The 13536-nt window shown below is 40.4% G+C and carries 12 protein-coding genes and 1 pseudogene; 3 read left to right on the forward strand and 10 right to left on the reverse strand.

The annotated features are described in order from the left end of the window. Window positions 1–17: 17 nt before the first annotated feature. The 3 genes from JOE49_RS22985 to JOE49_RS22995 all read right to left on the reverse strand — a co-directional run bounded on the left by JOE49_RS22985 (window position 18) and on the right by JOE49_RS22995 (window position 3142). The gene (locus tag JOE49_RS22985) at window positions 18–1013 is read right to left on the reverse strand and encodes an ABC transporter permease (RefSeq protein ID WP_023989544.1); all 996 of its coding nucleotides are present in this window, start codon (window positions 1011–1013) and stop codon (window positions 18–20) included. A 234-nt stretch (window positions 1014–1247) separates the two neighbouring features. Further along, the gene (locus JOE49_RS22990) at window positions 1248–2024 is read right to left on the reverse strand and encodes an NAD-dependent epimerase/dehydratase family protein (RefSeq protein ID WP_209942956.1); all 777 of its coding nucleotides are present in this window, start codon (window positions 2022–2024) and stop codon (window positions 1248–1250) included. 230 nt (window positions 2025–2254) lie between these two features. Beyond that, complete coding sequence (locus tag JOE49_RS22995; RefSeq protein ID WP_209942958.1) at window positions 2255–3142, reverse strand: DMT family transporter; 888 nt, start codon at window positions 3140–3142, stop codon at window positions 2255–2257. A gap of 217 nt (window positions 3143–3359) precedes the next feature. Between JOE49_RS22995 and JOE49_RS23000 the strand changes: the two genes are divergently transcribed. Then, entirely contained in the window at window positions 3360–4109 is a 750-nt protein-coding gene (locus JOE49_RS23000; protein ID WP_068942413.1) for a YdcF family protein, read from the forward strand. 102 nt (window positions 4110–4211) lie between these two features. On the opposite strand, the gene JOE49_RS23005 is transcribed toward JOE49_RS23000, so the two are convergent. After that, window positions 4212–4673: a 2-thiouracil desulfurase family protein gene (locus tag JOE49_RS23005; RefSeq protein ID WP_068942415.1), complete on the reverse strand. Its 462-nt coding sequence runs from the start codon at window positions 4671–4673 to the stop codon at window positions 4212–4214. A 250-nt stretch (window positions 4674–4923) separates the two neighbouring features. After that, window positions 4924–5013 (reverse strand): annotated as a pseudogene (locus tag JOE49_RS26565) (RNA polymerase subunit sigma-70); the annotation flags it as partial. Window positions 5014–5243: 230 nt separating this feature from the next. Here JOE49_RS26565 and JOE49_RS23010 point away from each other — a divergent pair. After that, window positions 5244–5873 (forward strand): TetR/AcrR family transcriptional regulator, encoded by a 630-nt coding sequence (locus JOE49_RS23010; protein WP_023989549.1) that lies wholly within the window; start codon window positions 5244–5246, stop codon window positions 5871–5873. Then, on the forward strand, window positions 5870–6844 hold the full coding sequence (locus tag JOE49_RS23015) for an alpha/beta hydrolase (RefSeq protein ID WP_209942960.1): 975 nt from the start codon (window positions 5870–5872) through the stop codon (window positions 6842–6844). Before JOE49_RS23010 ends, JOE49_RS23015 begins: the two co-directional genes overlap by 4 nt. Window positions 6845–7170: 326 nt before the next feature. On the opposite strand, the gene sigK is transcribed toward JOE49_RS23015, so the two are convergent. The 5 genes from sigK to JOE49_RS23040 form a co-directional block, all read right to left on the reverse strand. Beyond that, the gene (gene sigK / locus JOE49_RS23020) at window positions 7171–7719 is read right to left on the reverse strand and encodes an RNA polymerase sporulation sigma factor SigK (protein WP_075154484.1); all 549 of its coding nucleotides are present in this window, start codon (window positions 7717–7719) and stop codon (window positions 7171–7173) included. Continuing rightward, window positions 7661–9301 (reverse strand): recombinase family protein, encoded by a 1641-nt coding sequence (locus JOE49_RS23025; protein ID WP_245248472.1) that lies wholly within the window; start codon window positions 9299–9301, stop codon window positions 7661–7663. Before JOE49_RS23025 ends, sigK begins: the two co-directional genes overlap by 59 nt. 81 nt (window positions 9302–9382) lie before the next feature. Then, window positions 9383–9529 carry a hypothetical protein gene (locus JOE49_RS23030; RefSeq protein ID WP_179085383.1) on the reverse strand — a complete coding sequence of 49 codons (147 nt, stop codon included), beginning with the start codon at window positions 9527–9529 and terminating at the stop codon, window positions 9383–9385. Window positions 9530–9812: 283 nt separating this feature from the next. After that, window positions 9813–10646, reverse strand: coding sequence for a hypothetical protein (locus JOE49_RS23035; RefSeq protein WP_209942962.1), 834 nt, complete (start codon window positions 10644–10646; stop codon window positions 9813–9815). Window positions 10647–11630: 984 nt separating this feature from the next. Then, window positions 11631–13487 (reverse strand): hypothetical protein, encoded by a 1857-nt coding sequence (locus JOE49_RS23040; RefSeq protein ID WP_076158659.1) that lies wholly within the window; start codon window positions 13485–13487, stop codon window positions 11631–11633. Window positions 13488–13536: the final 49 nt, after the last annotated feature.

Genomic DNA, 13536 nt, shown 5'->3' on the forward strand with positions numbered 1-13536 from the left:
CGTTTGGGTCCTCCTTTCTAGAATAAGGCATACTCGTCGTTCAACTTGCGGATGATATAGTTCACGGTCATGATCAGTACAAAGCCGAATAATGATTGGTATACGCCTGCCGCCGAAGCCATCCCCACATCAAAAGTCACTTTCAGCGAACGGTACACATAAGTGTCCAAAATATCCGTCGTATTGTACAGCACCCCATTGTTGCCGATTAACTGATAAAAAAGATCAAATTGTCCTTTCATAATACTACCAAGCGCAAACAACAGCAGCACAACGAATGTCGATTTAAGCATAGGAACGGTAATGTACCAGATTCGTTGAAAAATGTTGGCCCCATCCATTTTAGCTGCCTCATAATATTCGTCACTGATACCTGTAATCGCTGCCAGATAGATCACCATACTGTAGCCGAGATTTTTCCATAAATAGAACAGGATAATCAGGAAAATCCATACCCATGGTTTGTTGTATACATCCACGCGTTCACCACCAAATTGCAGCAGCAGCGTATTCAGGAAACCATTATCATAATTAAATATGTTATACACGATAACACTTAGAATAACGAAAGAAACAAAATAAGGCAGGAACATCACGGATTGAGCGATCTTTTTAAAGTAGCGGCCTCTCAGCTCATTCAGCAAAATAGCGAGAACAATCGCTAGCACGTTACCGAGTAAAATAAACGCTGCATTGTATCCGACCGTATTCAATGTCAGTTTTGTCAGCGTGCCGGATTGCCATAGAAAGCGAAAATTTTGGAGTCCGACGAACTTGGCATCAAACAGGCTGGTATTAAAGTCGAACTGGGTAAATGCATAATAAATACCCACCATAGGAATGTAGGAATTAATGAAGAAAAAAATTAAAGTGGGCAACAACATCAAAAATAATACCCGATTGCGGAACAGTTCATAGAAGAACCCGTGTTTCCTACCCGTTCCCAGCCTCTTACCGTTCAGGCGGGAATCCGTTGTAAGCATTGCAGAATTTTTGGGCATAGGCTGATTCAATGTGAGTCACTCCCCCTCTGTATACGTTACCGACAGCAAGGTTTGTAGCACCGCCGTCGTATAACTATATATTATGTAAGCGCATTCAAAATGAAAAGTGAAGCCTCTCATGCTTCATGAACAAAGGAGTGTCCTGAGGAGTGAACAATTCGGATATTTGTGAAGTTTTGTGTAATATGAGGCGTCTAATCGACGCCTTAAGCCTATTCATAAAGCATATTTGAACGATCTAATCTACTCCTTTTGCCCACCCTGGAATGTGGTTTCATCCTGTTTTACCCAAAATCCGATTTTCTTTGCCTGCTCCAGCAGCTCGGCGGCGTTATCCTGCGGCTTATATCCGATTTGTTCTTCCAAGTAGCCAATGTCATAATAATTATCCGTATTGGCTGACGTACCGTACAAATTAAGATAGCTTATCTCCGGACAAGCTTCGATACAGCAGACGGTCAGACGGATCATATCGCGCTCGGAAATCCAAATATGAGCGGCGCGCTCCGAATGGGGCCGATCATCCCCAGGAAAATTTCCGATACGGATATTAATGGAAGATATTTTGCCCTGATCGGCATACAGCCGTCCCAACAGTTCAATGTAGCACTTACTCAATCCATAAAAACTGTCGGGTCGGTAGGGATCTTCTACATCTATGCTTTCGCCTACTTTATAAAACCCTGTGGCATGATTGGAACTGGCAAAAACAATGCGTTTTACCCCATTTTTGACCGCAGCTTCATACAGCTTGTAGGCTCCACTAACATTGCCAGACAGCACTTTGCCGAGGAAATCCCCTTCATCCTTGATCCATGCAAAATGCAGTACCGTATCCACTCCGCGTGTAAGCTCAGCCAGTCGTGCAGCATCATGTATATCCATTTCCACAATCCCTGCCTCTTCATCCCTCTTCACATCAGCAGCGATTATTTCATATTTACCTTCCGCTTTTAGCCCTTCATACAATACTTTCCCAATTGTACCTGCTGCACCTGTAATCAACAATTTTCGTGCCATCGTCCGCATCTCCCTTCTTTGCTTGGTTGTATGCTGTCATCCATATCATAATCTTAACCAACTCCCCAGGGAGGAAACCCCTTAAACTCTCGAATTAGGCAGGTCAAAGCCCACGTTGCTGTGTCTCCTGTCGGCATATAAAAAGGGACCCTGCTACTGTGCAAGAGTCCCTTGTTGTTACTATAGTTTCAAGTTCTATCTTTCAATCTCTTGGATTTCAACTACTACGCTCAAGCTTGTCGTACTACTCTCGCTCTGCGATTAACCAAATAAATGCTAAGCCCGATTAAGATTAACCCGATAAGCAGGAAAGCCGTAATCGCTTCGCCCAGCACCAACGAGCTGACAAACACCGAGATCACAGGCACCAAAAACGTATAAGACGCAACCTTACTCGCATCCCCTGAATTAACAAGTGTGAAATACAGCAACCAGGAAAGTGAAATTCCCAACACCGTGCCGAATATCAGCCCTGACACATACGGGACATTCCATACGATATCCGACCAGTTTTCCGTCACCGTTCCAGCTCCCGTCAGCACGATGCCTCCCAGTGTACATTGGAATGCAACCAGCCACAGCGAATCCACACGCTGGTTTACCTTTTTCACATATACCGTTCCCAATGCCCAGCTCACGGCTGTAATAATGGCGATGATTACACCTGCCACAGCCACATGCCCTGAAAATCCGCCCACACTGACAGCTGCAACGCCCAAAAATCCGATGATCAATCCAATCACCTTGAGTCTGGACATCGCTTCCCCTAGCCACATCCATGCAAAAATACCGACCAACACAGGCTGGAGATATACCAGCACAGAAAACAAGCCGGAGGGGACGTACATTAGTCCCACTGTCTGCAGGCCATAAAACAGTACCACGTTAAAAATACCTGAAATAGCATACACCCGCCAATTTTCTTTCCAACGAATGCGATTCCATCTCGGTACTAAAATCACTCCCAACAGCAGACCGCCCAGCAGTGTACGTAGCCCTGCAAACAACAATGGAGGTGTGAATTCCAATGCCACTTTATAAATGGGCCAAGAAATGCCCCATAATACAACCAGTAGCGCGATCATCATCATCCGCTTGGCTGTCGTTAACTCTCCCATGACGCTATCGCTCCTCTATGAAAAAAATCACTAGACTTTATATACTACGCCTACAGAACAACTTTATCAAACAAAAAATATGTATTGGAAAGCTCCACCTTTCATGCCCGCTTGTTCATCGAGGTATGTCTTCGGACAGAGGAATCCAGTCATTTTCCTATGTTACAATATACCAAAAAGATAGATAAAGCTTATAAGGATAGGAGGTTGTCTGCACTTGATTTATATCATCAAATTTTTGTACAGCTTTGTGCTCCCTCCCGGTTTGTTCATCCTGGTGATGGCAGGGCTCGTGATCTGGCTATGGAAAAGGGCACGTATACCTGCGGTCGTATTGCTTCTTGTCACATTGCTGCTGTATGTTTCCTCGACCAATTTGGCTGGAGATTTGTTAATCAGTAGCCTGGAAAAACAGTACTCACAACCCCGTACCGTTCAAGGCGATGTCATTGTCGTACTTGGGGGCGGAGCCACACAGGGAACCCCCGACATCAATGGACAAGGCAATCTGCTAGGATCTGCGGCTAATCGACTGCTCACTGCGGCCCGACTGCACGAAGCAACAGGCTTACCTATTCTTTTCTCCGGCGGGCAAGTGTTTGGAGACAGTGGTAATGAAGCAAATATTGCGCAGAGGCAGCTACTAGGACTCGGTATTCCGGCAAAGGACATTCTGATCGAAAACCGTTCTTTGAACACACAGCAAAATGCCGTATATACATCGCAAATTTTGGGAAAACATCAACTCACTAGACCTGTTCTGGTGACCTCCGCTTTCCATATGCCACGTGCTGCACTGGAATTTCAGCGTGCAGGCATGCAGGTCATAGCTTATCCTACCGACTATCTGGCAAGTGAAAAGCTGGCACTGTATGCTGGCAAGCTCTCGCCGTCTGCTGGGGCCATGTCTACAACCGGAACAGCCCTCAAGGAATACCTAGGAATTCTTGCATTAAAGCTTAAATAATGTGATGTCTAATTGTATAGCGGCACACAGCACAAACAAGCGTCTTGCGCTCGCAGGTATAAGCCTGTAAGCTAGCAAGGCGCTTGATCTACCATTTCATATTTAATCCAAGAAAATATCCGATATTTGTTCTTCCGATATGACCTTAAAGCCTTCCTTTTTTAACAAAGCCGAGGTTACCCCGTTACCTGCTATTTTACGGTTTTCGAATGACCCATTATATATTGCTGCTGATCCGCAGGACGGGCTATTTTCTTTTAAAACAACAAATGTTGCGTTAACCTCTCTGGCTATATTCAGGGCTTCGTACGCACCTCTAATGTACATATTGCTGACATCGTTGCCTGAAAACTCGACCACCTTGGCTGTGCCGTTCAGCACATCCTCCCCTGTCCCTCCAACAATCTCAGCAGGCTCTCTCGGAGTCACAAAGCCCCCCAAAAGCTCAGGACAGATTGTCATAGCCTTCTTTTCCTCTACCAACTTCTGAATATGTACATCCAGGCTATCCGTCCCGTTATATCGTACCTTCATGCCCGCCAAACACGAACTTACCAGAATCATTAGTTCCACCTCATATCCATTGCATTCACTATTAAGTAGTTAAAGTATAAACAAATTTTCTCGTAGAGTCATCGTGCGAAAATTTAGACTCGCCACTACGTCCGCGTTCCGTAAGGTTATTCGTCCAGCTGATGTCATAATCATGATCCTGCGCTCTACCCATACCCTTTTGAATTCTGTTCGAAATACAAGTAATGAAAAAAGGCCCTGATTAGGGCCTTCAAATATTGCGGGAGTTCAACGGATCTCCTTTGTCATTTATCCCTTCTGTTTGACTTTCAATGGCCTTGATCAGTCCGATGGTACCGAAGGATATGAGGTCCTCCAAATCTTCACTGGTTTATCAAATTTAAGGAAGGCGGAACGTGTACTCATCCAAAATAACCTGATAAAAACAAGCCGGAGGCGCATGTTGGGCAGCACTACGGCTTATTTTTATTGTTGAGGTTCACCCTGCTCGTAAGTAAGATAAATTCACTCTTGCTATAAGTCGTAATTTAAGATATATTATTAATTAAATGATCAATCATTTAATTAATAAAAGTTTAGTTTAGAGAAAGGGGAATACATTTGGCAAGACCCATCAATGAAGAAAAAAGACTGGAGCGGCGTAAACGTATCCTAGAAGAAGCTGTTGTCCTGTTCGCAGAAAGTGGATATTCTAATACCACAACGGCAATCATTGCGCAGAGTGTAGGAGTGACTCCTGGAACCATTTTTCAATATTTCCCTAGCAAAGAAGCTTTATACTACGCCGCTGTTCTTGAGCCGCTTGCTGATATTCAGGCGAAATCGCTTGCTTGTCTACAACAAGAGGAGACGCCGGGCGTATTGATTAAGAACATGGTGGCAGAACAATTCAACCATATCTACTTCTATATAAATGAATTGCGGCTTGTTCAATCTGTCTTAGGACAACGAATAAGATTCCCTGAACTTACACAGAAGGTCCTTGAAAGTATAAAGGTAATGACAGATGCGATCGAATGCGTCTATGCCAAGGGACAGTTAATGGGAGAATTCAACAAAAGCTTTTCTCCAGCAATGATCTCTCGTGCCTATATCTCTTTCTTAAATGGAGTGGGCTTAACTCTTGCAGAAAGTATTATTCATCATCCCGAGTGGGAAAATCTGAAGGGGCATGCCTTTTATTTGTTCGCACCCATACAACCTAAAGAAAAACTGGAGGAGTCTGAATGAGTCAGGCATCATTACAACCCGATCTAACATTTAACGTTCGTGTAAAAAAACGAAAGAAAATTTTATGGAGCCTAGGGATCGTGCTTTTGCTTGTGATGGCTCTTGTATTTTTTATATCTTATAAAGTAGTAGACACCTTGTTGCACCATCCTAGAGACACTAATGTCAGCTACGGATTGAATATCGATAAAACTCCCTACGAAGAGGTCGAGTTCAAGAGTTTGAAAAATGATAATACGATTAGAGGCTCCTTCTTTCCTGCAAGCGGTCTTTCTGGTAAAGAAAGTAATAAGACAATTATTGTCGTCCATGGATATACGAGCAATCGTTTAGTCAAAGGACGGACCCAAAAGTTAGTAGAGCATTTCGTTCCGAAAGGCTACAATGTATTGGCATTTGACCTCAGCTCACAAGGTAAATCCGATGGTGATTTGATTACACTGGGCCTCAATGAAAAATACGATTTGCTAGGAGCTGTAAGCTATTTAAAATCGAGAGACCATACGGGTGATAACATTGGAGTTATTGGCTTTTCAATGGGTGCTGCTACTACTTTGCTGGCCGCAAATGAAAATGATGACATCAAAGCCGTAATTGCAGATAGTCCTTTTCGTAATGCTGGTCTATTTCTGAGAGAGGGTTTGCCCTTCTTTTCAGGTTTACCTGCGTTTCCATTCAGTTATACATCGACATGGATGGCAAGTTGGGCCTTTAAGGTTGATCTTGATTCCATATCTCCTATGGATGCGGTAAAAAAGATGCAAGACAAGCCAGTTATGCTTATTCATGGTACTGGAGATCAGCAAATTAGTTATAAAAATACAGAAATTATTTACGAGTCCTTAAAAGATAACCCAAAAGCAGAAGTATGGTACCCGCAAAATACGGAGCACATCGATGCCATCAACCATTACCCCACTGAATATTTCAAAAGAGTAGATCGCTTTTTGGATGAGTATGTAGGAAAATAAATTCAATCCAAGAGAGCCAACTAGCGAAGGAGCTTGTCCTGATGAAGTGAAAATACCCAATATATCAAGCATTTTTATCCTGTAGTGTAGAAAAACACTACAGGCTTTTATTTGCGTTTTAAATGAAAATACATAGCAAAATAGTTATTATTTAAGCGAAAAGGAGCAGTTGTTTTTATAGGATAGCCTTATATAAGAATATTGGATGGGCAGAGGGGGATGCAATTTAAACACGCCTCTGAAAAGAAGCAAGTAATTGAACTATGAAAAAGACCTAAAAAGGCCCTGTTAAGGGCCTCAAGCGGCTTCATATATCTCCTTATCCATTACCCCTTCTGCTTGTAAAATTCATGGTACAGCTTCATTAATGCACGCTTTTCAATGCGGGACACATACGAACGCGAAATCCCCAGCTCTCTGGCAATTTCCCGCTGTGTTCGTTCCTCTCCTCCGGCTTCCAGACCGAAACGGCCAATCACCACTTCTTTTTCACGCTCATCTAAAATATCCAGGTTGCGATAGATTTTACTCTTCTCGATTTTAAGTTGTACTTTATCTACAATATCGTCCGCCTCGGTGCCGAGGATATCAATCAAAGTAATCTCGTTGCCTTCCTTATCAGTCCCTATAGGATCGTGGAGTGATACATCTTTGCGTGTTTTTTTCAGAGATCGCAAATGCATCAGGATTTCATTTTCTATACAACGGGCTGCAAAAGTTGCCAGCTTGGTGCCTTTCCCGGTCTGAAAGCTTTCGATGGCCTTGATCAGTCCGATGGTGCCGATGGATATAAGATCCTCCAAATCTTCGCCGGTGTTATCGAATTTTTTCACGTTGTGTTCCAGAAACAAAGTAATTATCTTTTGAAAATCCATCCACCATTCTGTTTAGGAACCCATAGAAGGATAAGTTAAATTGTTTCTTTTCATGGTCATATCGGATTATAATTTCATCAATCAGATTTTCCACAATCCTTCTTTTTATCTCTGGTGCTAATTCATTGTTTAATACTTCCTGATATTTAGATACCATCACTTTAATGACATCCTCAGACATCGACTGCCGATTCAATAAAGATATTTTTTCCTCAAGTCGTCCAAGTTCTCCTTGAATTCTTTTTACCTCTTTATTTAAAGTGGTCATATCAGTTTCCAATTCATCCTCCTCAATAACACCTTTCCTAAACATAAACTTTATTTTCTCTCTTTCCTTTTCCTTCTCTTCTATCTGTTTTTCGAAGATATTTTTCAAATTCATGAGTTCATCTGTAGCATGGCTATCCTTTTTTGAAAGATCATTTTTTAGGTGTTCAGGATTGTTCAGAACATTTACAATTATTCCCCATATATACTCATCAAGAATTTCAGTTCGGATCACCGGAATATCGCACTTTTCTACCCCTTCACCATACCTTTTGGGGTATTTGTTAGCACATCTGTAAATGGGGTAACTCTTCTTCTCACCGTTTTTAGCTTTACCCGGATAGCTTGTTGCTTCCCACACACGTCCACAGTGACTACACTTGATTAACGATCTTAACAAATAATGGTGCTTAACATTCCGACCTGTACGTGTAAAATTAGTTCGCTTCTTTTTCTGGGCAAGTTCAAAAGTTCCCAAATCTATTAATGGAGGCACATCTACACTTATCCATTCTTCCTTATTCCTTATAGTGTAAGTCTTTTTAGCTTTACCTGTTGCTGTTTTTTCACCTTTAATCTTCTTCGTTGATCTGCGGTTATAGTAATATTTACCGATATAAATTTCTGAAGTCAGGACGCGACCAATAGAACTGGCACTCCACTGCTTACTTTCTGCTCGTTTAGGAATAGCGCCCATCAAATATAAGTTTTCACCAATCTGCTTCATCGTTTTGGAATCATGAACATACCAATGATAGATAAATTGAACGAATTCAGCTTCCTCTTCATTGATTATAAGCTGACCATCAACAAGATCATATCCATAAGGTGCTACACGCATTGGCATAATTTTTTTGTCTTTTTCAACCGCTCTGAGCCTACCACGCACAGTACGCTTTTTAATTAGGGATAACTCATACTGAGCAATAGACGACATCATGTTAAAAAACAACTGGCCTTCAGGTGTGTTTTTATATTCTGTATCTACGAAAATAAGCTCTACATCATGTTTTTCAAGCTCGCGGCAAATAATGAGTTTGTCGGTCAGATCTCTTGTCAGCCTGTCGGGATGCGTCACAATTAGCGATTTGATTTTACCTAGCTTAATGTCTTGCATCAAACGGTTAAGAGCAGGACGATCAATGTCCTCCCCTGTAAACCCTTCTTCTTGATAGACCTGTAGAGTATTTTCCTGAATTCCTAATTTACGCGCCTTATTACAACAGATCTCCACTTGACCTTCCAAACTTGTACCCTCGGAAGCTTGCATTCCTGTAGATACTCTTGGATAAATAGCCGTTATGTAAGCATTCAATTGTGTACACCTCACTTTGTTTTGTGTTCATTATAAATCCTATGCTCATTACTGTATATAAATAAAGAAAAAACGATGCTGTTACACATCGTCTTCGCTTTTTGTTGATTGATTACTTATTTGTTCAAGTATAATTTCTAGGACATTCTGCAATGGTTTATCATTATTTATGTATTGGTCTGATACTGGATTAAAAACAGGAACAAAGGTGAATTCATTCTTCTTCATTGTTATACACCACCCGTCTTTAAGCTCACATGGATAGTGTATGAACGATGAGATTGTCCCTATGTCACGGCTACATCCTTGAATAATCTGATGTATAAATATCACATTCCTCTAAGCTATGTATTTTTGTCAAAGTGCTTACTATGTGCTGCTATATGTATAATTCAAGCGTTCTATTTTTAATTCTATGCCTTCCTAACTTGCTACCTATACTTCTATTCCCCTAACTCTAACCCCTCTTAAACAGCCTTTAACTTTCGTCTGAAGCGACCTTTATGTATGTTCATTCTTCTATAGGTTCCTTGATTATTACTGCTGACTGAGTATATGTAAATTCTTTGCTTATTGTTGCGGTACGTCCATCGCCAAGTTCTAGTGTTGCTATTAAAATTGATCCTCTATATGTCTTCTCTTTATCATCGTCGTCCTCTTTCTGGATCAATTCCTTTTCCCCATGCGTAAGGGCAGATGATTGCAAGAGGTATACACAACCATCTGCTTCATAATAATTCCCACTATCTGATTCTGTTTGAGACAGGCCAATAGCCTCTAGAGCTTCCCGTTTAGTATCGTATTTCCTGAACGTTCTTGAGCTTTCAGGATTTCTAGAGTCGTACATTTTTATCAAAAAGTGAGGTTGAGCTGTCGCCCGTTTGGTATTGTCATGTTGACTAAGGGCAGCTATATTGGCAAGCGTGTAGCCCTCTGTTTCATCTGTTCTGTCAATGCTGGGGCGTAATCCTCTTGGCCTCCCCTTTTCCAAGTATATTGCTGTAAGCCTCTTCCACTCCAACCACATTTCAGGTTTGCACTTGATAATCTGCTCCACTGTCTCCTCAGGAATAGTCCATTCGCAGGGTACACGTCGATAGTACTCATCACCATGTTTAGTATTATTTATTCTCGAATTAACTGAACCGTAGAGTAAAAAATAAGCAAATTCCTCATCTTTGCTGATTAGACCACATTCTCTTGCAATCAAACTATACTTTATTGCGCGCTTTTTATAATCCACAATTTGAATATCTTCACCATATGTATCTTGCCAACGTTTAATCTCTTTTTCACTCAAAATTCTTGGTCTGCCTCTACCTGTATTTTGTCTTGATTCGTTCAAATTATTGCCTCCAATTTTTGTGGTCAAATGTTGATTTTATAAACTATCCATTGAAAACTAACCAGAGAAATCCATACATTAAAGCGATTAGTCCTATAATACCGAACAAGCAAAAAAGTAAAAGCATAAGAACAAATTTTTTACCTTCCACGATAAACACCTCACTATAGAATATAAAACAGGTAGAAGAAATCGGCTACTTCATTTCATCTAATTCTACAAACCGCCTCTATGGTAAGTCTATGCGGCTACATGGGAAACGTAAAGATGAGTCCCCAAATTAATTCTGACACTCTAATCCCTATAGATTTATCTATGAATAACAGGTGTTATCCTTCCCTATACAAATACCCATCCTAAAACGAAGCATCTTAATTTCTTATAGATTATTCAGAAAATGGACGCACTAAAGACAAGCCAAATATCATTCCATTTTGACCAAGTGTATTGCTTATTTTGTTATCTACCTGTCAACTAATCTGGCTCTGTGACTATAATCCCTATAATTTATGTACAACAAAGCAATGGAATCGAAATCAGCTTCCACATCTATTTTCTACTTCAGCAACGGTAACAATGAACAAAACTCCCCTTATCGGGTAGTTATTGCACATGTTTACCCTCCAGCATACGCTGAATTGTTCAACTCGTACACTTTAACCTTATCCAAATCAAACGACTCAGATAATTAACGATTTTTACATCTCACCACTCTCGTCATTGTAATTAAAAGTTTGATTGAAATATAGCCGAAAAAGGCATGTTTTTGACTATAACTCATAAAAATAAATGTGTAAAAACATAGATAAACATTGAGTTTTTTACCAATCTCGCCATTTTTCTATATATTATATATAGAGGAATTGGATAGATTAGTATTCGATCAAGTTCAATAATCTAAATTAGTATATCCTCGTATGAGGAGAGACAAGGTATTGGAAATGTTTTCTCCAATATCCTTCCCTCGCATAAGTAGTTGAAAGATCACAACCTGATAATAGAGCGGTATTCAATTCGAATCTGTTTTGTGCTTATGTACGATCGAACTAGGCTTAAGTCCTTATTGATGTATCTTGAAAAATGACTGCTTTTTATATTGAATTGCTTGGCTATATCTCTCTTTAGATACGTTCCCGGTGGCTGTTTAAGTAACCAATCTACAATTTTCTCTGTCATTGTATCTTCATTTGATGATCCTGAAGCATCGTTTAATTCATGTCTGCTAACAAAATCATCTACAGTTAATGGGATTGGCCTAGCTATCTTGATATGTTTCAATTGCTTGGCTACTCCGTTAAAAACCTCTTCTTCGCTTGTCACTATGTATATTTCTGCTTTGGGCTTAGGATTACGCTGTACTCGCTTCACTGTCTGGTACATCTCTGCAATGATGGTACCTTGCCTGATTTTCTCTAGGTCAAGATTTTTAAAAGATTTAGTTTCCCCCTTTTTAACAACACCTAATCCAATTCTCCAATCATGCTTATCTGCGTACTGACACAAATGTATGATATGAGACTCAAAACGTGGATTAGGCGTACCAAGCAAGTAACAGCAATCGAAGTCGCGCCATGTGTTCTTACCTATCAGATTCCCATACCAGTTAACCGATATAGTTTCGCCATTATATTCATCTCCAATAGCAATGTCAGTGAATCCAACTTGCCTGAGTTGACGAATAAAGCCACCTTCATTACCGTTATCAGATAACACGAACTCTTTCTGTAAAACAATCAAATACCGCTTCCCAAGCTTATAGTTACGTTTGATAAAATTCGATACCTTTTCAAAGTATTCATTCTGATTAGTTTCAGTGTTCAGCTTCTTATGAATGCTGGTTTTGCTGGTGTTGAATGTAATGTGCGTTATAGTTGAGCCTGAATGGTCTATAATCCTTGACTGCTTATCCAAAATAAATTTGATATTTCCATTTTTCACACTGTATAGATGGTCTATTTGTCCGTTAGCGTCCAATATTATGTTGTTGGCTAGACAAAACAGTCTGTGATTTCTGTTATATGTACTGAGTGAATGATAATTGTAATAGCATGTATTTTGATAGAATAATTGAAGTCTTTGAACAATGCCCATGAGATTATTATAGGTTGCTAAACCTTTGTTACGGATAATCTCAAATTTATTTTTATCTAAGGTATTAGACAACTCGTAGACCGACTCTAAGCTATCAATTCGGGGATGACACCTTATGATCCCTGTGCTTGAGAGCTTTTTCCCTTCACTTGTCTTCATTCGCTCACATTCATTAACCTGATCAAGCAAACCACTGACCGCATCATACAACAAGGGATGAAGAGTATGCGGTAAAATAGAAAATAGATTGTTATACTCCGACCTACTGAAACTGACAATATCGAAGTCAATACGTTCGTCTATGACTTGTGTGTGTCTGCCCTCTGTGAACCATTGTCTTAGTTCATTGTTTTCACACAGCATTTTATAGCGTGAATGTGTAATAATGAGAACATCCGAGTCACGTACAACCTCAAGATTCTGCCTATAGTAACTCCAATTGTCAGAGATAATCCCAATAACATGCTGACCTTTGCCTGTAATTCGTACGCTACTGTCTCCAAATCCTTGGTACAACCTGTCTACATTTTCACCTATGTACTGAGCGGAATCTTCAACATCTTTAGCAAACCGCTTTACTAATAGAAACTTCCTATATGGCTTCCCATGATTTCGTCCTGTGAACTGGTAGGACTCTATGTAATCTCTCAAAATCTTATTTGTTTCCACAGACTTCCCTAATGAAGCCTCCAAATCAATAACTACAAACGTATTCGGATCAGTTCCCCCTTCTAATATCCTCCATTTCATATTTAAAATTTTATTTGTATACTTCTCACCATAAACGTCATCAAATGTT

The sequence above is a fragment of the Paenibacillus sp. PvR133 genome, assembly GCF_017833155.1.
Taxonomy (GTDB): Bacteria; Bacillota; Bacilli; order Paenibacillales; family Paenibacillaceae; genus Paenibacillus; species Paenibacillus polymyxa_B.

Excerpts from the sequence above, each read along its gene's own strand:
- JOE49_RS22990 (WP_209942956.1), bottom strand. The coding sequence starts at position 2,024 with ATGGCACGAAAATTGTTGATTACAGGTGCAGCAGGTACAATTGGGAAA.
- JOE49_RS22995 (WP_209942958.1), bottom strand. The coding sequence starts at position 3,142 with ATGGGAGAGTTAACGACAGCCAAGCGGATGATGATGATCGCGCTACTG.
- JOE49_RS23005 (WP_068942415.1), bottom strand. The coding sequence starts at position 4,673 with ATGATTCTGGTAAGTTCGTGTTTGGCGGGCATGAAGGTACGATATAAC.
- JOE49_RS23015 (WP_209942960.1), top strand. The coding sequence starts at position 5,870 with ATGAGTCAGGCATCATTACAACCCGATCTAACATTTAACGTTCGTGTA.
- sigK (WP_075154484.1), bottom strand. The coding sequence starts at position 7,719 with ATGGATTTTCAAAAGATAATTACTTTGTTTCTGGAACACAACGTGAAA.
- JOE49_RS23030 (WP_179085383.1), bottom strand. The coding sequence starts at position 9,529 with ATGAAGAAGAATGAATTCACCTTTGTTCCTGTTTTTAATCCAGTATCA.
- JOE49_RS23040 (WP_076158659.1), bottom strand. The coding sequence starts at position 13,487 with ATGAAATGGAGGATATTAGAAGGGGGAACTGATCCGAATACGTTTGTA.